Origin of the sequence: Rhizobium favelukesii, assembly GCF_000577275.2 — a bacterium.
Taxonomy (GTDB): Bacteria; Pseudomonadota; Alphaproteobacteria; order Rhizobiales; family Rhizobiaceae; genus Rhizobium; species Rhizobium favelukesii.
The window spans coordinates 812,410-836,276 of the sequence record NZ_HG916855.1 but is presented as its reverse complement, the minus strand read 5'-3'; the positions used below and the strand labels follow the sequence as shown (position 1 = coordinate 836,276).

At 59.2% G+C, this 23,867-nt stretch carries 23 protein-coding genes and 2 pseudogenes; 16 read left to right on the top strand and 9 right to left on the bottom strand.

Annotated elements, in window-relative coordinates:
- Positions 1-102 precede the first annotated feature (102 nt).
- The gene (locus tag LPU83_RS67490) at positions 103-975 is read left to right on the top strand and encodes an LssY C-terminal domain-containing protein (protein ID WP_024319150.1); all 873 of its coding nucleotides are present in this window, start codon (positions 103-105) and stop codon (positions 973-975) included.
- Positions 976-1,432: 457 nt separating this feature from the next.
- Here LPU83_RS67490 and LPU83_RS67485 read toward each other — a convergent pair whose 3' ends face one another.
- Together LPU83_RS67485 and LPU83_RS67480 are read right to left on the bottom strand one after the other, a co-directional pair.
- Entirely contained in the window at positions 1,433-1,861 is a 429-nt protein-coding gene (locus LPU83_RS67485) for a hypothetical protein (RefSeq protein WP_024319151.1), read from the bottom strand.
- A gap of 225 nt (positions 1,862-2,086) precedes the next feature.
- Positions 2,087-3,034 (bottom strand): LysR family transcriptional regulator, encoded by a 948-nt coding sequence (locus tag LPU83_RS67480; protein WP_231052158.1) that lies wholly within the window; start codon positions 3,032-3,034, stop codon positions 2,087-2,089.
- Between the two features lie 136 nt (positions 3,035-3,170).
- Between LPU83_RS67480 and LPU83_RS67475 the strand changes: the two genes are divergently transcribed.
- From LPU83_RS67475 to LPU83_RS67440, 10 genes and pseudogenes are all read left to right on the top strand, one after another.
- Positions 3,171-3,620 (top strand): cupin domain-containing protein, encoded by a 450-nt coding sequence (locus LPU83_RS67475; RefSeq protein ID WP_024319153.1) that lies wholly within the window; start codon positions 3,171-3,173, stop codon positions 3,618-3,620.
- On the top strand, positions 3,621-3,812 hold the full coding sequence (locus LPU83_RS75495) for a hypothetical protein (protein WP_245272608.1): 192 nt from the start codon (positions 3,621-3,623) through the stop codon (positions 3,810-3,812). It abuts the gene before it with no gap.
- Positions 3,813-4,952: 1,140 nt separating this feature from the next.
- A complete protein-coding gene (locus LPU83_RS67465) occupies positions 4,953-6,050 on the top strand; it encodes a branched-chain amino acid ABC transporter substrate-binding protein (RefSeq protein ID WP_024318946.1) in 1,098 nt (365 codons plus the stop codon).
- An 87-nt stretch (positions 6,051-6,137) separates the two neighbouring features.
- A pseudogene (locus LPU83_RS74845) lies at positions 6,138-7,832 on the top strand (PAS-domain containing protein); the annotation flags it as partial.
- 3 nt (positions 7,833-7,835) lie between these two features.
- On the top strand, positions 7,836-9,353 hold the full coding sequence (locus tag LPU83_RS74840) for a hybrid sensor histidine kinase/response regulator (protein ID WP_231052157.1): 1,518 nt from the start codon (positions 7,836-7,838) through the stop codon (positions 9,351-9,353).
- Complete coding sequence (locus tag LPU83_RS67455) at positions 9,346-9,723, top strand: response regulator (RefSeq protein ID WP_024318944.1); 378 nt, start codon at positions 9,346-9,348, stop codon at positions 9,721-9,723. The genes LPU83_RS74840 and LPU83_RS67455 overlap by 8 nt, the downstream gene beginning before the upstream one ends.
- Positions 9,720-10,766: an adenylate/guanylate cyclase domain-containing protein gene (locus tag LPU83_RS67450; protein ID WP_024318943.1), complete on the top strand. Its 1,047-nt coding sequence runs from the start codon at positions 9,720-9,722 to the stop codon at positions 10,764-10,766. Before LPU83_RS67455 ends, LPU83_RS67450 begins: the two co-directional genes overlap by 4 nt.
- A 485-nt stretch (positions 10,767-11,251) precedes the next feature.
- Positions 11,252-11,416: a hypothetical protein gene (locus LPU83_RS72880; RefSeq protein WP_162392089.1), complete on the top strand. Its 165-nt coding sequence runs from the start codon at positions 11,252-11,254 to the stop codon at positions 11,414-11,416.
- A 159-nt stretch (positions 11,417-11,575) separates the two neighbouring features.
- A complete protein-coding gene (locus tag LPU83_RS67445; protein WP_024318942.1) occupies positions 11,576-12,331 on the top strand; it encodes an alpha/beta hydrolase family protein in 756 nt (251 codons plus the stop codon).
- A gap of 306 nt (positions 12,332-12,637) precedes the next feature.
- Positions 12,638-13,024: pseudogene (locus LPU83_RS67440) on the top strand (transposase); the annotation flags it as partial.
- A gap of 384 nt (positions 13,025-13,408) precedes the next feature.
- Here the strand turns inward: LPU83_RS67440 and LPU83_RS67435 are convergent.
- The 6 genes from LPU83_RS67435 to tnpA all read right to left on the bottom strand — a co-directional run bounded on the left by LPU83_RS67435 (position 13,409) and on the right by tnpA (position 18,768).
- Positions 13,409-15,181 carry an adenylate/guanylate cyclase domain-containing protein gene (locus LPU83_RS67435; protein WP_024319216.1) on the bottom strand — a complete coding sequence of 591 codons (1,773 nt, stop codon included), beginning with the start codon at positions 15,179-15,181 and terminating at the stop codon, positions 13,409-13,411.
- A 266-nt stretch (positions 15,182-15,447) separates the two neighbouring features.
- Positions 15,448-15,786 (bottom strand): hypothetical protein, encoded by a 339-nt coding sequence (locus tag LPU83_RS67430; protein ID WP_024319217.1) that lies wholly within the window; start codon positions 15,784-15,786, stop codon positions 15,448-15,450.
- A gap of 194 nt (positions 15,787-15,980) precedes the next feature.
- Positions 15,981-16,352 (bottom strand): GFA family protein, encoded by a 372-nt coding sequence (locus LPU83_RS67425; RefSeq protein WP_024319218.1) that lies wholly within the window; start codon positions 16,350-16,352, stop codon positions 15,981-15,983.
- Positions 16,353-16,370: 18 nt separating this feature from the next.
- Positions 16,371-17,960, bottom strand: a complete 1,590-nt coding sequence (tnpC, locus tag LPU83_RS67420; protein WP_037069545.1) for an IS66 family transposase — start codon at positions 17,958-17,960, stop codon at positions 16,371-16,373.
- 54 nt (positions 17,961-18,014) lie between these two features.
- Positions 18,015-18,368 carry an IS66 family insertion sequence element accessory protein TnpB gene (tnpB, locus tag LPU83_RS67415; protein ID WP_037069548.1) on the bottom strand — a complete coding sequence of 118 codons (354 nt, stop codon included), beginning with the start codon at positions 18,366-18,368 and terminating at the stop codon, positions 18,015-18,017.
- Positions 18,349-18,768 carry an IS66-like element accessory protein TnpA gene (gene tnpA / locus LPU83_RS67410; RefSeq protein WP_037069550.1) on the bottom strand — a complete coding sequence of 140 codons (420 nt, stop codon included), beginning with the start codon at positions 18,766-18,768 and terminating at the stop codon, positions 18,349-18,351. The genes tnpB (LPU83_RS67415) and tnpA overlap by 20 nt, the downstream gene beginning before the upstream one ends.
- A gap of 333 nt (positions 18,769-19,101) precedes the next feature.
- Between tnpA and LPU83_RS67405 the strand changes: the two genes are divergently transcribed.
- The 5 genes from LPU83_RS67405 (at position 19,102) to LPU83_RS76000 (ending at position 22,932) form a co-directional block, all read left to right on the top strand.
- Positions 19,102-20,097 (top strand): alpha/beta hydrolase, encoded by a 996-nt coding sequence (locus LPU83_RS67405; RefSeq protein ID WP_231052136.1) that lies wholly within the window; start codon positions 19,102-19,104, stop codon positions 20,095-20,097.
- 543 nt (positions 20,098-20,640) lie between these two features.
- The gene (locus LPU83_RS67400) at positions 20,641-21,285 is read left to right on the top strand and encodes a helix-turn-helix domain-containing protein (RefSeq protein WP_024319212.1); all 645 of its coding nucleotides are present in this window, start codon (positions 20,641-20,643) and stop codon (positions 21,283-21,285) included.
- Between the two features lie 508 nt (positions 21,286-21,793).
- Complete coding sequence (locus LPU83_RS76005) at positions 21,794-21,937, top strand: transposase (RefSeq protein ID WP_082321335.1); 144 nt, start codon at positions 21,794-21,796, stop codon at positions 21,935-21,937.
- Between the two features lie 190 nt (positions 21,938-22,127).
- On the top strand, positions 22,128-22,475 hold the full coding sequence (gene tnpB, locus LPU83_RS67390; RefSeq protein WP_040680928.1) for an IS66 family insertion sequence element accessory protein TnpB: 348 nt from the start codon (positions 22,128-22,130) through the stop codon (positions 22,473-22,475).
- Between the two features lie 79 nt (positions 22,476-22,554).
- Positions 22,555-22,932 (top strand): hypothetical protein, encoded by a 378-nt coding sequence (locus tag LPU83_RS76000; protein WP_024317377.1) that lies wholly within the window; start codon positions 22,555-22,557, stop codon positions 22,930-22,932.
- A 92-nt stretch (positions 22,933-23,024) separates the two neighbouring features.
- Here the strand turns inward: LPU83_RS76000 and LPU83_RS67380 are convergent, their stop codons facing one another.
- Entirely contained in the window at positions 23,025-23,804 is a 780-nt protein-coding gene (locus tag LPU83_RS67380; protein WP_024317376.1) for an alpha/beta fold hydrolase, read from the bottom strand.
- Positions 23,805-23,867: the final 63 nt, after the last annotated feature.

The following is a 23,867-nucleotide window of genomic DNA, read 5'->3' as shown; positions in this document are numbered from 1 at the left end:
AAGGCGGCGCTATCATTTGCATACTCTCGGGTGCTAAAATCCCGGTGACGAACAGCGAGGGCGACTGCCAGCCCATCAGACGCCAGACGAGGAGACTGTGTCTTGAGATTGCTGACGCGCCTTTTCCGGAGGTTTCTGGTTTTCTGTCTGGGTGTACTCAGCGTTTGGCTGATCGTCTTCGTTGTTTTCGATACTGCGGACCACAGGTTTCCATGGCTCGTTGCGGTGTGCCTCACATATGGCCTGGCTGCTTACGTCATTCTTCCGAACGTCGTCCGACTGTCCCTGAAGGTTCTTCATCGGGGGCTGATCCCCAGATACACGATCACGGCCGATGGCCTGCCCGGCGATCCTATAAATTTCGCCCTCATCGGCAATCTTCAACAACTCCGCGAGGCCTTTGCAACGGCAGGCTGGTCCACGGCCGACCATTTGGGGATCGCAAGCTCGTTCCGAATGATACGCGCTTTCCTGATGAACTCTGCCTATCCCACCGCACCTTTCAGCACCTTCTATCTCTTTGGACGACGGCAGGACATAGGATTCCAGGAGCCCATCGACGATAGCCCCCGCAAGCGCCATCACATCCGTTTCTGGGCCCTTAGTCTTGCCCATTCCGAGGACGACATGAGCGCGGCGAGCTTCTGGTTGAATACCGACAGGCCATCGCCCGAGGAGCGGGTCCTATGGGTTGGGGCGGGCACCAGAGATACCGGTCTTTCTCTGACTTGGCTGACATTCCAAGTCACACATAAGACCGATTCCGATACGAACGCCGAGCGCGACTACATAGTCAATGAACTGAGGGCAAAGCAAGTAATCGGGGAGGTCGCGCGGCACCAATCTGGCTCACGTTTGAACATCGGAAAGGTCAACCATTACATTACCGATGGCGAGATCGCGTTTGCCAGCTTGACTCTCAGTGCCACGGGTGCCGGTCACGCCGGTGCCGTTGTCGGGCCGGATGCACCCTGATCCGGCAAACCAGACCGAATGAATTCAAAGTGCCGAGCGCTCTTGATCAAGAGAAAGACCGAGTTCCCACCAGTCTAGGACCCTGACAGCCAGCGTGCAACGCGCCGAGCTTAAATCGCTCGCGACGGTTTGTGGCACATGCTCCATGGTCCGCATTGTTGCGCAGCAGCGGGGTGCACGTCTGCAATGGGCCGATACTGTTGAAAAAGTCCGTTTTCTGCAAACTCTGATTTTTTTTCACGGCCGTAGAGGCCGACACAGAATATTAAGCTGGGGTGCCCGCCAGTTTCGCGTTCAGGCAGCGTGTGGGCCGTGTAACGGAAGTGAAACAGCATCGAGCGGCAACATTCGCTCAAATCGCGGATTGGCTGACTTTCGGCAAGCTCGGATTTTCGACTTTTTCAACACTATCGGCCGGATGCGGACACCGTTGTACCTAACACCTGCCAACACAAGATCATTCTTCGAACCTGCTTGCCACGGCAAGCGTTCGATCAGCGTTGCTGACGAGATCGACGCTGCCGCCGTGTTTGAAGCTTTCTGGTTCGGCGCTATAGGCAGTCGCAACATCGAACTCGCGCCCGAGATCGGGATAACTCATGTATGAGGTGCTTCTTCCGCTGGTACTTTTCTCAAACTGCCAGCCGACCAGAAGCTGATCAAAATCCTTGGCGTCAATGGCGAAGGCGCAGGTGATTATCACATCGGTGATAGCGCCCGACGAACATTCGACGTTTCGGACGGATGATGGAATCGTCGGAACATTCAAAATAAAGCCAACCCGATCTGGGTCCCTCAGGCGGTCAAATCGGGTCATCAAGGCGATGAAGTCTCCTAAGATCACCATACCAACGGCAGCCAAAATGGAAGCGCGCAAGAACTTCATAATCCACCATTAGCTTTCTCGAAAAAGCACTAATATCAACATGAAGTTGCGAAATTGTGAGATGCATTGATACAACTTTATGGCGGCTTTGGGCCAGTAGGAGACGTTTGCCCTACTGCGCCTGGAGGCCCGAAATGGTCGGAAACTGACAGTCGGTTTTCGGCTTCCAAGTATCGAGAGCAGCCGTTCCATGGTGCCCATACGGGACGCAAACCTGGCCCGCAATCAATCGAGATTGCCAGCGCTTCCCGATACCGCGCTACCGACGTTGGCCTGTTCAAGATCATCGAGTGGCGTGAGTATTTCGGAGACCTGATCGCGCAGCCAGGCGTGTGCACGAGAGGCGGAATTGCGCCGGTGCCAAATCATAGCCAACAGCGTTGGCGGCAAAACAAAGGGTAGCGGATGAATGGCAAGCCCCTCTGCGATGGCCACTTTCAGGGCCATCCGGCGCGGTACAATTCCGACGAGGTTTGTCGCGGCCACAGACCGCAAGACGGCCGTAAAGGTCGGCACCGACAGGACTACCTCGCGTTGCAGGCCCAGTGCAGCAAGTGCGGCAGTTTCTGGATCAGGCGCCATCTCGATGACGCGGAAGGCGGCGTGGCGCAGACTGCAATACAGTTCGACGGGCATCGCCGCCGCTGGCGTAACATGGTGCTGGCGTAGAACCGGATGATCCTGCCGCGCAACAACAACGTAACTGGCATGAAAAATCGGTCGCCAATCGACCCAGGGCGAAAAATTGCCCGCAGGCAACAACAGCAGATCCAGCCTGGCTTCTCGTAGGTCGTCAATGGTCTGAAGATTGAGCGAGTCAGTATAGCGCAGCGAAATGCCCGGCGCCCACTGTTCCAGGTTAGCCATTAGGCCGGGAAGCATCATCTCGGTGAAAAAATCCGACGCTGCAATGCGGAAAGTCTGCACCGCACTCACTGGATCGAAGCTTGCCGGGTTCAAGAGGCGGCTTGAATCCTCAAGCAGTTGCGTCAGCGGCAACACCAAACCAAGTGCAAATTCGGTGGGGCGCATTTGCTGGCCATCACGCACCAGCAATGGATCGCCGAAGGCGGCGCGCAACCGCCCAAGGGCCGCCGACACGGCCGGCTGCGATAGGCCAACCCGCTCCCCGGCGCGCACGGTAGACCGTTCGCGCAACAAGGCATCCAGCACTTTCAACAGGTTGAGGTCGAACGCGGATAAATTCATGGGACCAATTCAGTCGATACAATCATTCAATTTATCACAAGCCCGGCGGTGCGCTATCTCCGGGACCTTCCCATCAACCAACCACAAAGGTCCATGCATCATGAACATATACACTCAGCCACAGCAGTCTCATAGCTGGAACGGCACTACCTATCGCATCCTGTTGTCCTCCGCCGAAACTCAAGGCGCCATGTCCATCGTCCACGGCGTTGCCGGCCCGCTTGAAGGCCCGCCTTCGCACGTCCACGAGGCCGAGGACGAAACCTTCCTTGTGCTGGAAGGTGTCGTTGATTTCGAACTTGAGGGCACCGTGTTTCGGCGCGGTCCGATGGAGACTGCGCATATCCCACGTGGCAAGCGTCATAGCTTCCGCACCGGTCCAGACGGCGCTGTTTGCATTACCGTGCTGACGCCAGGTGGCTTTGAAGGCTTTTTCAAAGAAGTCGCCGCGGGCGGTTTTCAAATACCGCGTGACATCGCCGCGGTTGCCGAATGCGCGGCACGCTATGGCTCGCAGTTTACCGGCCCCGGACTGGCGCAGAGAGGCTGATTGCGTGACATCGCCTTTATCTTTTTTCTCGCGGCGGTCGTGTGTGTCACCTCTGGCATGGGTTGGGGGATCCAGATGGCAATCAGCGAGGATCACTTGCTGGCGCCGGCCCATGCGCACCTCAACTTGGTGGGATGGACCATGCTGGCGTTGTTTGGTCTGTACTACCGACTGACCCCCACAGCAGCGTGAGGGGATCCTTCCGCGCGTTCACGCCGGACTCGCCATCCTCGGTATCGCTCTCATGATCCCAGGCATTGCCACGGTCATCGTCGGAGGTTCGCCCGCTCTGGCGAGTGCCGGCGCGATACTGACTTTGGCCTCAATGCTGCTGTTTCTGCTGGACCGTTGCCCGCCACGGACTTGGTGCAGCGGCGTGACGACTGACCGCGGGCTTCGCGATGCCCGCGGTCAAAAGGCTTGGTTTAGCCTCCGGGCACTAGAAGAAAAGCGGACCCAACGCCACGAGAACTGCCGTCCGATTGCCAGAAGTTCCCCGATGGCATCAACCTGCTGTCTCGGCAGCTCGCGCAAATGTCCGCTTTTTCGGATGCGGCTAAGAACTCTCAATGTCCGACATGGTGAAGGGTTTCGGGTGCCGTCAGGCGTACGAAAGCCTCTCATGCAGGAACCCGCGGTCGGCATTCCGTGAGCTATGGGGTTTTGTGTATCGGATCTTCCGGCGGGCCGCTGCTCGCAGCGTCGCTTGTCGGTCCCAGCGGGTGAAGATTGGTGTTTTCGGGTGTGACGGCCGAGAGTTTCGTGGTGATTGGGAGAGCGTTTGGCCGGTTGGAAGCCAGCGCCATTCGGACTGGCGCAGGCCCTCCCGTTGGCCGGCTCTGTTCGGCGGCGGTCGATCGCGTCCCGGGAACAGCCAAGGTTCGCATTCACCTCGTCCGTTTCGCACTGGCTTCACGAGTTTCCAGGCGGGCTGCGCTCAGCGAGGTCACGGCGGTAAAATCATCCTTCATGCGGAAAGGAAATCTTCGCGTACTCGCATTTGTTGTTTTGCCGGCCTCGGTCAGAAGAACCGACCATTGGCAGACCATCCTCCGTCCCGCTCGGCAAGCCTCGCCGACAGCCCTCTTCGCGACGGAGCTGCTCATGCGCTCGCCATGAACGTGCCCTGCTCAGCGCCATCGACACCAAGGCCATATCACTCCTCAGCGCCGCATGGTATATTTTGAGGGATGGCGATTGGGCGCCGCTGGAATAGCAGATTGCTGATCACGGCGGGTCGCGATTGCCACATCATGACGGCGCGCCCCGCTGGCGCAGTTGCGGTACCGCTCTCGTGCAAAAAAATCCGGTATCAAGGCGGAAGGCTGTTTCATGCACCGCATCGTCGCCGTCGCTATTCTCGCACTTGCAGCCTTGGTCAGCTATTCCGCGCACGCTGAGGTGCTGATCGGCGTTTCAGCCGCGATGACCGGACGGCTCGCGTGGATCGGGGAACAGGGGCAGCGTGGCGCAGAGATGGCCGTGGCCGATATCAATGCGGCGGGCGGCGTTCTAGGCCAGCAGGTGCGGCTCATCGCGGTCGACGACTTCTGCGATCCAGAGCAAGCGGTGGCCGTCGCCAAAAAACTCGTGGCTGACGGTGTAGTGCTCGTCGTCGGTCACTACTGCTCTGGAGCCTCGATCCCGGCATCAAAGGTGTATGAGGCGGCGGGAGTTCTGCAGATTTCACCAGGGTCGACCAACCCGCTGCTGACCGAACAAGGCCGTGCCAACGTGTTCCGCGTCATTGGTCGTGATGATGCGCAGGGCGTCGTGGCCGGCAACTACCTGGCCGATTATTGGGTCGACAAGAAGATTGCGATCCTTCACGATGGCACCACCTATGGTAGGGGCCTTGCCGATGAGACCCGAAAGCAGTTGAACAAGCGAGGTGTGACCGAAGCGATCTACCAGGCGTACACCCCTGCGAAGAACGACTATTCGGCTGAAATCGCTGCACTAAAGGCTGCGAAGGTCACCGTGGTATATGTCGGCGGTTATCATGCTGAGGTTGCGCTGATGGTTCGCGCTGCACACGACCAAGGCTACGCGGTTCAGTTCGTCTCTGGCGATGCTCTGGCGACCGAGGAATTTGCCCTGATCGCCGGTCCAGCCGCTGAGGGAACCCTCTTCACGTTCTCCGCGGACGCACGGCGAAACCCCGAAGCGGCCCCAGTCGTGGAGCGGTTCCGTGCAGAAAACTTCGAACCTGCAGGCTACACGCTGCTGAGCTACAGCGCCGTTCAAGCCTGGGCGCAGGCGGTCACGAAAGCCGGCTCGCTGAAGCTGCGCGAGGTGATTGCTTCATTACGCGCCCATTCATTTGATACTGTACTGGGCCGTATCGACTTTGACGACAAAGGCGACCTCACTGTTCAGAGCTGGGTATGGTATATCTGGAAGGGCGGCGAATACGTGCTGTTGGAATAACACAACGCTGATCACTGCGGATCGCGTTCGAGAAAAAAGCTGTGCGGGCCATGTTGACCACATCAGCCGGATCGATGGGTCGCCGCGATGTTTGAACGTCTCGGAATACGTGGCCGCTTACTCTTCGCTTTCTTTGGTATCAGCACCTTCGCGGTGCTCGCAACTGCCGCGGCCGTGTATGCGTTCCTCCAAGTGGGCGAGGTCGTCGAGCGGATCACGGAGCGCCGGGTCCCGTCCGCGCTTGCATCGCTCGAGCTCCCCCGCCAAGCGGAGCGGGTCGCCGCCACTGCGCCGGCCGTACTTGCTACGACCAGCACGGTTCAGCACAACCAGGTCTCGGCTGCGATCGGGGTGGAGATGTCGCGCCTCGAAGAGTTGCTTGCCGCGCTCAAAGGCACCGCGGTCAGCACGGCGGCGGTGGCTGAGATCGAAGCCGCGGTGATCGGTCTGCGGCGCAACCTCAACACTCTCGACAATCTTGTCGCCGCTCGCCTCACCGTGGTTGCGCGCAAAGAGGAGCTGCTGCGCCGCTTGTCGGCTACGACAAACGCAAGCCAGCGTCTTGTGGCGCCTGGCATCCTCGTGATGAACTCCAAGGTCCCCCAGTGGCGTGCAGCCGTGGCGGATGCCGCCCTACCACCCGAAGCACGCGCGGCGGCTACGACAGACCTTGCGCAGGCAATCGCCTCCTACATCCCGCAACAGAAGGCACAACGGGAGATTTCGGCGATCAACGACGCGCTGCTCAAGACGGCGGTTGCGCCGACGCCCGGCGACCTGGCACTGATGTCCTTTCCGCTGCGCCGCTCGGTCGACTCCCTTGCGGCGGTGATGCCCGAGATGGATGAGAAGCTGCGGACGCGATTCCGCCAGCGTGTTGACGAGTTCGAGGGGTTGATCGACGGTCCGAAGAGCATTGCACAGGCGCGTGAGGATGAGCTCGCATTACTCGCAAAGGGCGGAAAACTTTTGGTCGAGAACGCTCAGCTCTCGCGTAATTTAACCGTTGCCGTGGATCGCCTCGTAGCTGCGGCTAACCGTGACATCACCGAGGCTGGTCGTGAAGCTGCGACCGTCCAGCGCTACGGTACCGGAGTTGTTCTTGGCTCGGCCGTTCTGAGCCTCCTGAGTTCAGTTCTGATCGTCTGGTTGTATGTCGACCGCAATCTTCTTGCCCGCTTGTCGGGGCTGAGCCAAAGCATGCTTGCCATCGCCGGCGGCAATCTTCGAGCACCACTGCCTGCCACGGGCCGCGACGAGATCGGCCGCATGGCCAAGGCGCTTCTGCTGTTCCGTGACACTGCGGTCGAGGTCGAGGAAAAAAACCTGCGCGAGGTTGCCGAAGCGCGCCAGCGACTCGTCGATGCAATCGAGAGCATCTCCGAGGGCTTCGCCCTTTATGATGCCGAGGACCGGCTTGTTCTATGCAACAGCCGATATAGGGAAATCCTCTATCCCGGCGTCGCCGATGCCGTCGTGCCTGGTGCACAATTTGAGACGATTGTCCGGAGGGCAGTGGAAAAGGGCCTCGTCGAAGATGCGAAAGGCAAAGAGGAGGAATGGCTCGCCGCACGGCTTGCGGCACATCGCAATCCTAAGCTGACGCTGGTTCAACTTCGCAGCCAGGACCGCTGGATTCAGGTCAATGAGCGGCGCATTACTGGCGGCGGCATCGTCGCTGTCTACACCGATATCAGCAAGCTAAAGAGGCATGAAACCGAGCTCGAGATCGCCCGCGACGCGGCCATGGCGGCGACACAGGCCAAGAGCAAGTTCCTTGCCAGCATGAGCCACGAGTTGCGCACGCCGCTGAACGCTATCCTGGGCATTACCGAAATGCTGCAGGAAGATGCCAGCGAAGCTGGCCAAGGCGAACTGATCGAACCGCTTCAGCGGGTGGCGCGCGCCGGCAAGCATCTGCTCAAGCTCATTAATGAGGTCCTCGATCTTTCCAAGATCGAGGCCGGCCGCCTGGAATTGCATATCGAGGAGTTCGATATCGCAGGCATGGTTCAAGATGCCGCGACAACCGCGCAGCCACTTGCACAGAAAAACCGCAACCGGATCATCATCCGATGCCCGGATGACATTGGCAGCATGCGCGCCGATCAGCTTCGGGTGCGCCAGATCCTCCTCAACCTGTTGAGCAATGCCTGCAAGTTCACGGAGAACGGCCAAGTGACGATTGGGGCGACCTGCGCAAAGCATGATGGAGGCGATGGCGTGATATTTACCGTCGCCGATACCGGCATTGGCATGACGCCGCAGCAGATGACGAACCTGTTCCAGGAGTTTAGTCAGGCCGATAGTTCCACCACCCGCAAGTACGGCGGCACCGGGCTAGGGCTTGCCATCAGCCAACGCCTGTGCCGCGCGATGGATGGCGAGATCACTGTGGACAGCACTCCTGGCGCCGGCACCAGGTTCACGGTGCGGCTGCCGTCGGCAATCGACGTGGGCCCCACGCTGGAGCAGCCGGCCCCTGGCGCCGGGGTCGCCGCTGATGATCGCGTTCGCCCCGTCTCGAACGTGGTCCTCGTCGTTGATGACGATGAGGCGGTACGGGACCAGATGCGCCGGTTTCTCGCCCGCGAGGGTTGCGATGTAGTGACCGCCAAGGACGGTGCGGAAGGGCTTAAACTGGCCCGGCAGGTGAAGCCAGCGCTCATCACGCTTGACGTGCTGATGCCGGACTGCGACGGCTGGAGCGTCCTGCAGGAACTGAAGGCGGATCCTGAGCTCGCGAATGTCCCTGTCGTGATGCTCACCATGGCCGATGAGAGGAACCGGGGGTACGCGCTCGGTGCCGCCGATTACATGGTTAAGCCGATCGAGCGCGACGCGCTCCGGAAACTGATCAGGAAATTCTGGTCCGGTGCTCCTGGTCCAGCGCTTCGTGTTCTGATCGTCGAGGATGATGAGAGCACGCGCCAGCAATGGCGTCGCATATTGAGCACAGAGGGTTGCGACGTGGACGAGGCCGAGAATGGCCGGGTCGCGCTGGAACGACTCATCAGCGCGCCTCCAGACCTCATCATCCTCGACCTCCTTATGCCGGAAATGGACGGCTTCGAGTTTCTCATCGAACTGCGCAAGCAACCCGCCTTTAAGGCGATGCCGGTCGTGGTTGTGACGGCGGCAACCCTCAGCGAGGATGACCACCGGCGCCTGAACGGTGGCGTCGAGCGCGTGCTCGCCAAGACCGCCTTCAGCCGCAACGAGCTTCTGGAGGAATTGCGCAAGATGGTTGCAAGATACATTCCCAAACGAAACTCGCCTGACAAGGATCGTCGTGATGGTTAGGATCCTCTATGTCGAAGACAATGAGGACAACATCTACATGCTGTCCGCGCGGCTAAGACGCAAAGGCTACGAGGTGATCGTCGCCACCGATGGCGATCAGGGCGTGGCGCGTGCGCGATCGGACGCGCCTGCGCTGATCCTGATGGACTTAAGCCTTCCCGTCCTCGACGGCTGGGAGGCGACAAGACGTCTCAAGACATTGCCTGAGACGCGGGATATTCCCGTGATCGCGCTCTCGTCGCACGCGATGGCTGGCGACCGCGAAGCAGCACTGGCAGCCGGGTGCGATGACTTCGATACCAAGCCCGTCGATTTCACGCGTCTGCTTGGAAAGATCAAGGCCCAACTTCCAAAGGGGTCGATGTCATGAGCGAGGTTGCACCCGCCCTGCTCGTCGTCGACGATAACGAGGACAATCGCTTTACGCTGACTGAGCGGTTGAAGCGAGAAGGCTATAGAAACGTGGCATGCGCCAGCAATGGACGGGAGGCGCTCGAAATGCTGGCAACGAGATCGTTCGATCTCGTGCTGCTCGACATTACGATGCCGGAAATGGACGGCTACCAGGTGCTCGAGGAGCTGAAGGCCGACACAACGCTGCGCAACATTCCGGTTGTCATGATATCGGCGGTCGATGAGATCGACAGTGTGGCGCGCTGCATCAGCCTCGGCGCCGAGGATTATCTGGCCAAACCGTTCAACGCGGTTCTGCTGCGCGCCCGCGTGGCCGCGTGCCTGGAAAAGAAGAGGCTGCGCGACCAAGAGGTGGTATACACGCAGCAAATCGAAACCGAAAAGCGCCGAGCGGACGAGCTTCTGTACGCCATCCTACCCGCCGGCGCGGTGCGCGAGCTCAAAGCGACCAATGAGGTCCGGCCCCGCCGCTACAATGAAGTCGCGGTGCTATTCTGCGATATCGTTGGCTTCACAGCTTATTGCGATGAGAATCCGCCGGAGAAAGTGGTGGAGGATCTTCAGGCGCTGATCGGCGAATACGAACGAATCGTCCGTCAGCATGGGATGGAGAAGATCAAGACTATCGGCGACGCCTTTATGGCTACGGCCGGCCTGTTTGATCGCATGCCAGATCCGGTTTTTGCCAGCTTGCAATGCGGACTCGACATGGTGACAGCATCACGTTGCATCGAGCCCAAATGGGAGGTGCGAGTCGGCGTTCATTTCGGTCCAGTTGTGGCGGGAATCATCGGGCAGCGGCAATTCGTGTTCGACCTGTGGGGCGACACGGTAAATGTGGCCTCCCGGATCGCAGCCCATGCTAGCCCTGGGACTGTAGCGATCAGCGGGGCCACGTGGCATCGCATTCGCGAGCGGGGTCGCGGGCGCTCCCTGGGCTTCGTAGAAATCAAGGGCAAGGGTCGGATCGAACTGATCGAATGCCAGGAACTGCGTTGAGGGAACCGGAACAATCCTAGCTACCTGCCAGTCCCCATCGTGGTTCATCCGTCAGACTGAGACGTTCCCGACCAGCGGCAAAGGTCTGCTGCTTCCGAGGCAGACATAAGGATCCGCTGAAGGTTCCGGATTGGGCCAAATGCTCGCCAATTGGCTTTCGCTTAGCGCCAACTGCGGTCACCACGCAGTCTTTAGGGCCATCCCCAAGAATTCGCTTGGCTACCAAGAAAGGCGAGCACCCCGAATACGAACATGAGCGGGAAAATGCGAGCCGGGATGCTACTTCATATCGCTGACGTCGCGGGTCTTTCCCAAACAAGGCAGCATGACCGCAACCACGATGCAGAACGTAAACGCAGCCGCAGTGAAAAACAGGTTGCTTGCGATAAAACTACGCTTTGCTTCTTGGACGGTTCGCCCGCTCAGGAAAGTGCTCGTTACAGAGTTAAATAAGCGGATAGCCGAAGGAGGAACAGGTGGCATAATTGAGGTACGTTTCCATCCTTGCAGCCGCCTACTTTCTGGTGGCGCTCATCAGCATGGTGATTTTTGCAGAACCGCGTTGGGGAGGTTGCTTCATACTTCTGCTGTTCGCCGAGTTTTCCCGTCTCTTTACCGTGTGGTTCAACTTCGCTTTGCGCGGAAAATAGCACCGACGGTATGGCAGCTTAGGGCCGTGTAGCGACAAACCATGATATCGTTCGTCCGCCCATCACGGGCGACGAGGTGGGGGGTGGCTGCGCCAGAAGCGGACATTGACAGAGGTGGATGTCATCGTATCCTCGCCTGAAGGTTTGATGGGGTGAGTCATGTCTGCGGTTACCCAACACATCATTGATCGAGGCGACGGCGCGCGCGTGGAACTATTCCAGGCTCGACCGTCTGCGCCCAAGAACGGGGCGATATTGTTTGTACATGGAAATCAGGGTGGACTTCTCTTAGGTGGAAAAGAGGCTGTCGATGACGGATCGCTGGTTCGGTTCTCTTCCCGTCTTGGTGTAACGGCGGCTGCAATCTCTCAGCCTGGTTTTGGTGCATCGGATGGGCCCGCCGATTTCTGCGGCCCGACTACTCAGCAAGCGATTATAGCCGCTTTGGCGTTTCTGAAGCAGCAGCCATCAGTCGATCCCGCACGCATAGTTCTCTACGGAAACAGTCGAGGGGCTGTGGCGTCCGCCATGGTGGCCACGAAAGTCCAGGGCCTTAGGGCGCTCATCCTAACAGGAGGCGTTTACGATTTACGAGACGCCTACGAAAGCGGTTCGAGAGGCTTGCAGCAAGCTATCCAGAAAGAGGCAGGCGTTTCGAACGAAAGCTTCTTGGATCGGTCCGCACTCCATTACTCGCACAGGATTCGTGCGGAAACCTTACTTCTACATGGCAAGTACGATGATCGTGCATCGGTTGATCAAGCTGAACGATTTTCGGAGGCTCTCGCACAGGTCGGTGTGTCGGTACGCTTCTATGCGCTCGAAGGCGGTCATCGCCTTCCCCGAGAACAGGTCACGCCAATCCTCCGGGAATTCTTAACTCGAATATTTGCGCCAGTCGCAACGCTTCACTGACTTATGGCTGCTTCGGGCCCGTCAGGCGACAACAGCCCCGGCCGGGATGCGCCAACACCGGACATCTCTAAATCCTACGATAGCTGTCGGCTAGAAGCCTGAATGGCGATGAACATTGGTGAAACGGAAGCCAACGTAGGTGGCATAAGGAAAGCGATCAGTTTCGCTTTCGCAGGATTTATCTCTGGAGATACCGTGGCAACAATCGGTCCACTGATAAAAAGCACCAAGACAAAGACCCTCCCACAGCCAACTTGAAGTAGCGCGTGCATTCGTCTTCGGAACTGGCCTTGGCTCGCTGGAGCAACGCCCAGATCGGGGATCACGAGCGAAGGGACACGGCTCTATCGCGCCAGCAAGAAGGACTGAGACGCCTGTGAACTCAAACAGCGCTGCTGCCCGAATGCGCCTGCCCGCAAGGTACCGCGTGATCTCAACGAAGATGCCCGCGATGTCGCCCGAGCGATTGCTGCCACGCCTGAATATGAGCAGTCCCGGCATCGTCGCAAGAAGGTCGAGATGCTCTTCGCACACCTGAAACGCATTCTCCGGATGGCGCGTTTGAGGCTGCGAGGTCCGTGCGGTGCGCGAGACGAATTCCTGCTTGCAGCAACCGCCCAAAATCTGAGGAGACTGGCGAAACTCAGACCACAAAGGTCGCCACACGGCGAGCGCCGTCTAAGAGCGGCATAAACCGATAGCTTGCGCAGAGGCGCCAGGCAGATAACCCATAATTCCCCTGCCCAAAAAGCCAAAGCGGCCGGGTAAGCGGCTAATCTATCGAGTTTTTCAACGACATCGGCCCATATCGGCCATTGAGGCGAGCTCCGCAGCCGCCTGAAAGCAGACATTCCCGTCGACCACGTGGGAGGTCGCTGTTGCGCAATCTCCAGACGTTCGTCTGAGCCGGATCAATGATCGCTATGCGTCGAGGAACTATGCTTTGCCCGCTGGCGCCTGCCTGCACGAATGCGCCATGAGCAAGTCTCGCACAATCTGGGGCGAACCCGAAACCACGCGGCGTGCTTTTGCGGAGCCGCACGGAAGCTGTGGACGATTGCCGGCGATGGAATGGTATCACTCAGTGAGGCCAGCTTTGCGCAGGCCGTCCACAATGCGCTCGAAATCGGCAGGGTTCTTGTAGGGCAGCACTTTGCGCCTGTGCTCCAGGGAATAATCGGGATTGATCCGGAACGCTTCCTCCCACTGCCCGCGCGCCTCCGCGAAGCGGCCCAGGTGACCATAGCTCGCCGCCAGCAACACACGTGAGATGTCGGTGGCTGGATTGCGGACAAGCCGTCGCTTCAGGATGACAACGGCCTCCTCGTACCTGCCTAGCTGGAACATCGCCTGCGCGTGGAAGTGCAGAAAGATATCCGGATAATATGGATTCAGGGCCATTGCCCGCTCGAAACAGACGAGGGCCTCGTCGGGCCTGCCCGCATAGTGGAGCGCGTTGCCGAGGCTCTCGTGGCCCTCGACAAGATTGGGAGCAAGCGCGATCACGCGTTCAGCCTCCCGGATGGCTACGTCAAGCCGTCGCAGGTACAAGCTGACGACGCCCAGCGCCCAATGTGCGTACGGATATCGATCATCGAGCGCCACCGCCTGCGTCGCAGACCCGGTCGCCTGTTCCAGCGATTTCGAGGGTGATTGGCTCCACTGGTTGACGTAGGCCAGCCCGTGCGCGACGGCGAGGAAGGCGTGGGCCGGGGCGAATTTCGGGTCCAGATCGATGGCGCGTTGCAACAATTGCTGGCCCTGAATGTTCTGCTCTCTCGTCAGCCGCCACATGTGTTCACGGCCCCGTAGGAAACAGTCATAGGCTTCCAGATTTTGGGTCTGCTCGGCCGCAAGCCGCTGCTGGTCCCCGGTCGTGAGCTTGAGTTCCAGAGCGCCGACGATCTGCTGCGTGACGTCATCCTGCACCGCGAAGATGTCGCTTAGGTCGCGATCGAAACGCTCAGCCCACTGATGCCCGCCAGTGGTCGCATCGATGAGCTGCGCGGTGATCCTCACCTTGTTGCCTGATTTGCGGACGCTTCCTTCCAGCACGTAGCGCACGTTGAGGCTGTGGCCCACCTCCTGCACGTTCACGTTCCGGCCCTTGAAGGTAAACGACGAGTTGCGTGCGATGACAAACAACTGCGACAGCTTCGACAGCGCAGTGATGATATCTTCGGAGATGCCGTCGGCGAAGTACTCCTGCTCGGCATCGCCGCTCATGTTGGCGAAGGGCAGCACGGCAATCGAGAGCCCCGGCGGCAATGCGGCCGGCGCACGAGCAACGGCGCCTGCGGTCACTAGTGGTTTTGCCTGCGCGGCGGCGCCGACCTGGAGCGAATAAATCCGGATCGGCTCGGCGATGTTCTTGAGCTGCGTGTTGCCGAGATCGCTGACGGAGAGATCGAGCCTCGCCCTGACCTGGCGATAGGCGTCCTCGGACAGGCAAATGGCGCCGGGGGCCGCGACACCCTCGATACGCGAGGCGATGTTGACGCCGTCGCCCATCAGGTCGCCATCGCTTTCCTCTACTACGTCCCCCAGATGGATGCCGATCCGGAACTCGATGCGCCGATCGTGCTGAACGCCGGCATTGCGCTCGACCATTCCGTTCTGCACCTCGATGGCGCAGCGCACGGCATCGACAACGCTGCGGAATTCGACCAGCGCTCCGTCTCCGGTACGCTTGATGACACGGCCGTTGTGCACGGCGATGGTTGGGTCGATCAGGTCGCTGCGCAGTGCCCGCAACCTTGCCAGGGTGCGATCTTCGTCCTCGCTGGCGAGCCGGCTATATCCGACTACGTCCGCGGCCAGAATTGCGGCCAGCTTGCGGTTCTCGCTCATAGAGCCGTTCCTCATCGCCACGATAGCAGGAAGACCGAGACATGGGAACTTATGCCCGCAGCGATCTCGGCTGAGATCAAGTTCTCTGGCGCGTCTGCGACCTACAGCGTGTTCGCCGACGATGTCTACTTTCGGGCAACGGCAAGGCGTACCCCAACGGCTTGGGGGCGCAAAGCTGCCGTTACGCGTGGCCAATCAGGGCCCAATGCGGACCCCCTCGTCGCTGAGGTGAGATCATCGGCTGTGGTGATGCCCGCGCAAAGAGGTCACGTCAAAAAAGGCATTATATCCACCCCGTCGCCCGGAAAAACGGTGATGTGCGGGTGGTCTTCGAACAGTCGTGCAGCGGCATCAGCGCTCTCCGCTTCGACCACCAAGTAGCCGCAGAACGAATTCACCGCGTTGACGACGCCCTCCTTGGTCATGCGTGTCGTCTTGCCCACCATTCCGCCAGGATCAAGGATGGATGAAGCATTTCTTTCTTCCCACGCCGACCACTCTTTTATGCCGACGGCGTCGACTGCATCCTGCTCGGCTTTGGGCAGGTTTCGAAAGGACGCCAGGTCCTCGGGCTTCATGGTGTAAACGGCAAGAAAGCGGGGCATCAGCACATCCTCCATTCATCTTAAAGGTTGCCAGTTTATACGCCTCGCTTCGGAAATCACCCGCCGACGCTTCATGTCCACACTTGACAAAAGAATAGTGTGTTGCATTCATCCTGTGAGCCCCCCTGCGGAAGCAGACGAGGGATCGGGCCGGCGCAGCGGCAAATGAGGACAAAGAAGGTTTCGCACCACCCTTAATCCAGGCGGGCTGGAAGACCTTCGAAATGCTCAACCGTGTCGTCAAGCTGTACCCACGGATGTTTCGATTGCTCGAAGACAGACATGGCAGGCGGCGAATAGGCCGGGTCGGCAAATGAACCGACCCCCACACCGATCCAGGACGGCGCGGCATCGGCCTTCCAATAGACGGTCGAACCGCAGGTCGGGCAAAAATGCATGTGAACCTTGCGACCGCTATCGGCGGTGCGAATGAATTCCGTCGACGTTCCGGATATTTCGACACAGTCAGTCGCGTAGAACGCATTGGCGCTGAACGGTGCGCCCGTTCGTAAGCGCGATTTTCGATGCGTATTGACGCCTGTTCCACACCGAACGGCGGATAGCATCGGTCGCGGTATCCGGCTCTATTCGGTCGTGGAGGTCTTGGAGAAGTTGAACGGGAGCAGGTCGCCGATGTCGGCATTCTCTTCGCGCTGTGGCAACTCGGTGAGTACGTGGCGCAGCCAGATCAGAGGGTCGACGCCACAGGCGCGGCATGTCAGCATCAGACTGTAAATCACAGCACTGGCCTTGGCTCCGTCAGCAGTGTCGCTGAACAGCCACGATTTTCTTCCGGTCGCAAAAACCCTGATGTCGCGTTCCAGGATGTTGTTATCGATCGGCATCCTGCCGTCGCTGGTGTAGCGCGTCAGATAATCCCATTGGTTCAGGGTGTAGGACACAGCATCGCCGAGCTTGGTATCCGGCACGACCTTCGGCGCGATGTTATCGAGCCACGTCTTGAGGGCGTTCAGGACAGGCAAACTGTGCTGTTGCCGGAAGCGGCGAATGCAGGCGGCCTGCGTTTCACCGGCGTCGGGCTTTATCTCTCGCGCCTGCCTCTCGATCCGGTAGAGCTGCTCGAAGAACCTGAGCGCTTGCTCCGGCGGGCCGCCGCCATTCTTTCTTGCCTTGAGGGCTTCGACGAAGCGCCGCCTGGAGTGAGCCATGCATCCGACATGGGTTGCGCCATGCAATGTGCGCCAGGCTGTGTAGCCATCGCTCACCAATATGCCGCGGTAGTCACCAAGGAAGGTCTGCGGGTGGATCTGGCCGCGCCCGGGCTGATAATCGAGCAGTACGATTGGCTGGTCACTGTCCTCGCCGCTGCGATAGGCCCACATGTACGATGTGCTGGTGGCCTCCTTGTCCTTTTCCTTGAGGACTTGAACCGTCGTCTCATCGCCATGAATGAGAGGCTGCGATCGCAACCGCAGTTTCAGCGCATCATAGATGCGGTGCAGATGCTTCTCGCTTGAGCCGATGACCCAGTGAGCGAGAGCGCCGCGGCTGATCGGAACACCAGCACGCTCGAATGTCTGAGCCACGCGGTAAAGCGGTGTGCCGTCGACGTATTTGTGGACGAGCGCGAAGGCTAACGTCGAGGCGGTAGCGATGCTGCCCGGCAGGGGCTGCGTCGGCATCGGTGCGATCACGACGGGTGTGTTGATCCCGGTGCGGTCGCAATGGCGGCAAGCGTACTTGAACCGCACATTCTGTAGGACCTTTGCCTTGACCTCGATATGGAGCTGCTCGGTAACAGCCTCGCCCATGCGATGCATCTGACCCTGGCAGCAGGGACAAGACTTCTGATCGTCGGGGAGGTCATATTCGACGCGCTCGCGTGGCAGGTCTTCTGGCAGAGGTCTGCGTCCACGCTTCTTTCCCGTTTGACCTTCTACCGCTGGCAGGCCGGTGTCCGGAAGCTCGACAACATCGCCTGCTTCGCTGCCATCCTCGACCGCAGCCTCTTCGGCCTCGTTGAAGAGACGATCAATGTGCTTTTCACTGCGGGGGGCAAAGCGATGGAGTTTTGCCAGTGCAAGCTCTTCTTCCAGCTTGACGACCCGCTGCGAGAGCGCTTCCTTCTCGGCTTTGAGCGCAGCGATTTCGGCAGCATTGGCTGCCAATTGCGCCATCAGTTCTGCAATGCTCGGTTCGCCGGTGCGAGTCATCAGATTCTTGAATCTGAACCGCCCAGCCGCGTCAACTGCTCAATTCGACATCCGTCAGCCGGCAATCTGATATTGCCGCACCGGATGGCGCACCATTGCGTCGATATCGATGCCATCGAGGATCCAGTGAAGCTGTTCTGTCGTCAGCATGACCACCGGCACCTCGCAACGGGGCCATCTGAACCTGTCCTCGGTCAACCGCTTCAGGACCATCACAAAACCGGAACGATCAAAAAACAGCAGCTTCATTCGGTCACGCCGGCGATTGCAGAAGGCAAAAACCGCAGGCGCAAACGGATCCAGCGCCATCGTCTCCTGGACCAGGACCGCCAGGCTGTTGATGCCCGCGCGGAAGTCGATCGGTTCGCGATGCAGGTAAACCTTGAGATCACCGCCCAGTCTGAACATGACCCAGCGCTCCTATGATTGCTTCCAGCACTTCCACACCGGCGCACTCGACGGTCAGGCTGACCCCGTTCGGCAGGAGTGCGCTCACCTTGGATGCGGGAAGGCACTGGCTCAATGGCTTGGTCTTCTTCAGATCGCCAGCAGAACCCGAGTGCATATCCGGAGCAATCTGAACCGGAACGAACGCCGAGGCCAAAGGCAATTGACGCTCCGCTCTGGACTTCTTCATCCACTTCCGGACGAGATTCGCATTGACGCCGTGCTCCAGCGCCAGCCGCGAGACCGAAACGCCGGGTTCTAAGCACGCCGCGACAAGCTGATCTCTCGACGCAGGGTCATATCGACGGCGGCCGTCGCGACCAACAAGCCGTACCTGCAGTTTAGGAGCATCTTCATCCATGATTTGGTGTCCACCTATTTTTTGGTGGACGCTTCATGCCTCACAGCACTCCGCTACAGAAGGCGCACAGAAATTAGCGCTTACTCTCCTTCCTCTCATGTTCAGTCGTTGACGGCTTCTGCCGGAGCATGGCCCGGCAATGCCGGCATATCGCTGGCGATCACAGGCCACTGCAAAGCGCAAGATCAGTCAAAACAATAGCAGGCGCGGCAGAGAGGACTTCCGGCTGAGCTCTTAAGAATGACCCCGCAAAACTGACGCCACCCCACCATCCGGAGCATTTCCATGGGCCGCATCCGCACACTCGCAAACGTACTGATAGGAGCAACTCTCATGACCCAAACGATCGCAATGGCTGCCGACGCCAACACCGATCCACGGATCGATCCCGAGATTCGGTCATTCCTGGCTGATATCAATAAGGACAGTAGCCCATTCTGGAAGCTGCCCCAACCAAAGCCGCAGGATATCCTCACGGGCCTGCAGTCCAAGACGCCCGTCGACATGAGCGGCGTTACGACGACAGAAAAGATCATCTCTCAGGACGGGCGGCAAGTGAAACTGTACATCATGAAGCCCGAACACTTGAGCGGAAAGCCAGGTGTCCTGTTCTTCATTCACGGTGGCGTTTGGATCGTTGGGAATTTCGAGAACCATCAGCGTTTGCTCCGCGATCTCGTCGTAGGCTCGGGACAAATTGGCGTTTTCGTCGAGTACACACCCTTGCCGGCCGCGAAATTCCCGACCCAGCTTGAGGAATGCTATGCGGGCCTGAAATGGGTCGCCGAGCACGCCGGTGAGTTTGGTGCTGACGGCAATCGCATCGCCGTTGCCGGCAACTCCGTCGGCGGGAATATGACCGCCGCGCTTTCTCTCATGAGCAAGGATCGCCAAGGGCCCAAGATCGCGTACCAGGCCCTCCTCATTCCGGCAACCGACGCCAGCGTGGACACGCAATCGTATCACGAGTACGGAACAGGTCGCTTCCTGGCCCGCGCATTTATGAAGTACGGGTGGGATCTCTATGCGCCGGACGAGAAGACTCGAAACAATCCGTACGTTTCGCCTCTTCTTGCAAGCAAGGACGAGCTGAAGGGCCTGCCCCCCGCGCTCGTGATCACGGCAGAAAATGATCCGCTGCGTGATGAAGGGGAAGCCTACGCCCGAAAGCTCAAGGACGCCGGCGTCGAGGTCGATGCGGTTCGATACAATGGTACGATCCATGACTTCGTGCTTCTCAACGCACTTCGCAACGTTCCCTCGACAGAAGCGGCGATCAAGCAGATCAACGATGGTCTGCGTCAGCACCTCGGGCCGGTCAACAACTAGGCGGTCCGATCTTGACTCGGCGGGGCATAGCACCGCCGCGTCAACCGCATTTCGTGGCTATCAGCGTCTTCTAGATGAACTGAGCAGCCAAAAGTCGCCACACGTAAGCAATAACGCTTGAGGAGTGTATCCAACGAATAACGGCACCGAGATTGGTCTTTATCAAAGGACTAGACCAAATTCTCCTATCCTGAGGTGCAGGTTGTGGCTGGTCATGGACGACGGTAAACCGTCCAGGTTATTACCGTCGGACAGGCCATTGCCTATACTTGCTGGTGCGCTGACATGTTGGACCAACTGCATTCACAGGGTTACAGAAAATACCCGGCCTCCCGGCTACTCAGGTCTTCGGACGATTTGGGATGGTCGACGCTCTTTGCAGAGCTCCGATCTCACTCCAGCTGTGAAGGACCGGGTGCAGAAGGACAGGATCTGGAAATAGCAGTCATAGTCAGTGGCTCAGATGCAGGACTCGTGACCTGCAAGGTCGGAGGAGAGCAGCGGCGTGTTCGGCCTTCCGACGGTACGATCTGGCTCAATCCCATGGCTGCCAAAGCCGACGCAATTCACATCGCATCGGAAGAACTGCAAGTCGCTCACCTTTATCTTCCATCCTCCGCTTTCATCCGCTTGGCGACAGACTTCAGCGTGCCTCGAACCCCCGGACAGTCTATCCGCTATGTTTCCGGTGTGCACGACAGCCTTATCAACCAGATTGCTTTGTCGATCCTACGCGAAATGTCGGATCCAACGACGTCTGGACCTATGCTGATCGAGACTGCGTCGCTCTTTCTGGCAGCCCGACTCCTTCATGAGCACTCAGAAAGTTCGTTGCGTCGTTTAGAACGCCAGCCGAGACTTGGACTTGATAACGTCAGATTGCGGCGTGTTCTTGCCTACATTGAAGAGCATCTCACCGAGGAAATTACAGTGAGCGATCTGGCGAGCATAGCGTGTCTGAGCGTGTTCCATTTTACGCGCGCATTTGCGGCCAGTGTCGGGACGCCACCGCATAGCTATGTGAGTAGGCGTCGGCTGGAGCGAGCAAAAAAACTCCTCGCGATAGGACAAATGTCACTCAGCGAGATTGCCTTTGATTGTCAATACTCGTCGCAATCGAGCTTTGCGCGCGCATTTCGACGTGCTACCGGCTTGACGCCGGCGAAGTTTAAGCAGGCCGTCCGCTAGTACAAAATTCAGCACGAGTAGATCAAACCACTGGCGAACCCGAGGAGAAGGTTCTGAACTGCTTGCGCATCGAGACGCTGACCGTGCAGCTTCGCTCGAGCGCGAACGCGACAACGGTGTGCCCGCTTTCACGTGCTGCCACACGCCGGGCTTTCTCCGCGGAAAGTGTTTCGAGTGGCGGCAGGGCCGAAGCGACGTCGGCAATCCCAACCGGTCGGCTCGCGGCCCTCTCAGCGCGATCGTCGCGAAGAAGGTAGCGGTCGTCGAGCAGCGGGGCTTCGACGGACCGAGAAGCTCGGCTTCGACGCGTGCATTCGCGAGCATGACGGCTCCTGTCCCAGTCGTGACGCCGATCACGTCCATCGTCGCCCCTTGCCGGCGCGCGCCCAGTCTTAAAGAAGGCCCTGCTTGACCGGCGTACGCCTTCGGCGGGGGCCACCTTGCGGAATTGTTGTGATGTTGTGAGTTTGCGCTCTTAAGAGTGGGCTTAAGAGCGCATTGAGGACTGATGGCACAGGCAATTTTATTGACCGGGCGAGAGCGACGTCGGCGATGGTCCCGAGATGAGCGTGCAGAGATACTGGCGGCGGCGTTTGCGCCGGATGGGATTGTTTCCGAAGTTGCGCGTCGCTTCGATGTTTCGACCGGTTGATTTATACTTGGCGGCGGCAGGCTTTGGCTGCAGAAGTCGGCCCTGCCTTCGTACCAGCGCGGGTCGTTGGCCTTCCGGGTAACGGCGGGGTCGAAACGGCTATGTTCGTGGACTTCCCGAATGGCGCGAAGGTGAGAATTGACTGTACCGCACCTGCCGCACTGGCGGCTGCGGTCATGCGAGCACTCAAATGATCCCGATCAGCTCCGGGGTGCGGGTGTGGATCGCGAGCGGTCACTGCGACATGCGCAAGGGGATGCAGGGGCTCGCACTTCTGGTGCAGGAAGGTCTCGGTCGTGACCCCTTCCAAGGTGACGTTTTTGTCTTCCGCGGGAGAAATGGACGACTGATAAAGGCCCTGTGGCACGATGGGATCGGGCTATCGCTTTATGCAAAGCGCCTGGAGCGGGGCCGTTTCGTTTGGCCCGCGACCGAGGGTGGCGCGATCGCTCTTTCCGCCGGTCAGATGTCCTATCTGCTTGAGGGGATCGACTGGCGAAACCCGCTGCAGACCTGGCGTCCGACGAGCGCCGGATAGCGCATATTTTGCCGGGATTTGCGGCTCAGAATCCGAAGAAAAGCTATGCAAATCAGGGGTTTTGTGGTCCACTTCGAGCATGGAAACCGGCTCGGAACAGCACCCCGATTACGCCGCTGCCCTTGAGGCAGAGCTGATCGTCGCACGGGCGGAACGAGCCGCTGCGGTGGCCGAACTTGCCGTCGCCAAGGCCAAGGAAGCCGATGATCAGGCCATCGGGAGACCAGAAGACGAGTTTGGCGGAAGACCTGGCGAACGGGAGCTGATTGTGCGATTGCATGCAACGAAAGAGGAGGTTCCGCAGTGTGGTCTCGTAATCGACGCCACTGCGCCGCTCGCCGTCATTGTCGACGAGATTCTCTCGAAATGCAGAGAGGTAGACCAAGGGACCCACTGGGCTCGGCGGCGCGCGAAAGGCGCTAGCCCGGCGGGTGGCTCCCCCGCGCGTTATTCGTGATTCCGCACAGCGTGAATGTCCGCGGATCCCTTCCATGAGAGGCTACCGCAGCCATGATGGGCGGCGCGATATGTCGCCGCCCATTGCGAGACCTACTTGGCCGAAGCAGCCTCTTCGATGACCTGAACGACCTTATCGGGATGTGAGACCATGACGACGTGGGAGGCTCCCTTGACCACGACAGTCCCCTTGGAATGGGCCCGCTCGGCCATCCATCCAAGCGCCTTGGCCGGAATGTTCTTGTCGGCGTCCCCGTAGATGAACCAGGACGGGATGTTTTTCCACGCCGCGTTTGGCGCTGGTTCGTTCAGCGCACTTTCGGTGATCGGCCGCTGTGTGGCTGCCATCAACTTGGCCGCTCTGGATGACACGTCGGCCGCAAACTGCTCGCGGAACTTCCCTTGCTGGATATAGAGGTCCTTGTCGCCGCCATCGAGCACAACTGGTTCGGCCAGTGTGGGAGCCAGGGTGCTTCCGGGGAATTTGCTCGAAAGCTCGACGGCTGTTTCTCCCTTTTCCGGGGCGAACGCCGCCACATACACGAGGGATTCGACGTTGTCTGCACGTGCGGCCGCATCGCTGATCACCGATCCTCCGTAGGAATGCCCGACCAGCACAACCGGGTTTTTGATTCCGGCGAGGATGCGGCCGACGTAATCACCGTCGCTCTTTACGCTGCGCAGCGGATTGGCAACCGCGACGACGGGGTAGCCGTCCTTCTCCAGCCGAGCGACAACGTCGTTCCAACTGGATGCATCCGCAAACGCACCGTGGACGAGGCCGACAGTGGGCTTTGCCTGAGCGGAGACCGCGGGGGCGGCCGGAGCAGCCAGGACACCAAAGGCCAGCAATGATCTCAACAGCAATTTCATCTTTCTTCTCCTTTTAGATTGTGCACAATCTATTATCGCGCAATTCGAATTCCGTCAATGCAT

Coding starts and splice junctions, on each gene's coding strand:
- LPU83_RS67485 (WP_024319151.1), bottom strand. CDS start 1,861: ATGAAGTTCTTGCGCGCTTCCATTTTGGCTGCCGTTGGTATGGTGATC.
- LPU83_RS67455 (WP_024318944.1), top strand. CDS start 9,346: ATGGTTAGGATCCTCTATGTCGAAGACAATGAGGACAACATCTACATG.
- LPU83_RS67400 (WP_024319212.1), top strand. CDS start 20,641: ATGGCTGCCAAAGCCGACGCAATTCACATCGCATCGGAAGAACTGCAA.
- LPU83_RS67380 (WP_024317376.1), bottom strand. CDS start 23,804: ATGAAATTGCTGTTGAGATCATTGCTGGCCTTTGGTGTCCTGGCTGCT.
- tnpA (WP_037069550.1), bottom strand. CDS start 18,768: ATGGATGAAGATGCTCCTAAACTGCAGGTACGGCTTGTTGGTCGCGAC.
- LPU83_RS67450 (WP_024318943.1), top strand. CDS start 9,720: ATGAGCGAGGTTGCACCCGCCCTGCTCGTCGTCGACGATAACGAGGAC.
- LPU83_RS67465 (WP_024318946.1), top strand. CDS start 4,953: ATGCACCGCATCGTCGCCGTCGCTATTCTCGCACTTGCAGCCTTGGTC.
- tnpC (WP_037069545.1), bottom strand. CDS start 17,960: ATGACTCGCACCGGCGAACCGAGCATTGCAGAACTGATGGCGCAATTG.
- LPU83_RS76000 (WP_024317377.1), top strand. CDS start 22,555: ATGGAAACCGGCTCGGAACAGCACCCCGATTACGCCGCTGCCCTTGAG.
- LPU83_RS67475 (WP_024319153.1), top strand. CDS start 3,171: ATGAACATATACACTCAGCCACAGCAGTCTCATAGCTGGAACGGCACT.
- LPU83_RS76005 (WP_082321335.1), top strand. CDS start 21,794: ATGGCACAGGCAATTTTATTGACCGGGCGAGAGCGACGTCGGCGATGG.
- LPU83_RS74840 (WP_231052157.1), top strand. CDS start 7,836: ATGAGCCACGAGTTGCGCACGCCGCTGAACGCTATCCTGGGCATTACC.
- LPU83_RS67430 (WP_024319217.1), bottom strand. CDS start 15,786: ATGCCCCGCTTTCTTGCCGTTTACACCATGAAGCCCGAGGACCTGGCG.
- LPU83_RS67405 (WP_231052136.1), top strand. CDS start 19,102: ATGACCCAAACGATCGCAATGGCTGCCGACGCCAACACCGATCCACGG.
- LPU83_RS67445 (WP_024318942.1), top strand. CDS start 11,576: ATGTCTGCGGTTACCCAACACATCATTGATCGAGGCGACGGCGCGCGC.
- tnpB (WP_040680928.1), top strand. CDS start 22,128: ATGATCCCGATCAGCTCCGGGGTGCGGGTGTGGATCGCGAGCGGTCAC.
- LPU83_RS67435 (WP_024319216.1), bottom strand. CDS start 15,181: ATGAGCGAGAACCGCAAGCTGGCCGCAATTCTGGCCGCGGACGTAGTC.
- LPU83_RS67425 (WP_024319218.1), bottom strand. CDS start 16,352: ATGCTATCCGCCGTTCGGTGTGGAACAGGCGTCAATACGCATCGAAAA.
- tnpB (WP_037069548.1), bottom strand. CDS start 18,368: ATGTTCAGACTGGGCGGTGATCTCAAGGTTTACCTGCATCGCGAACCG.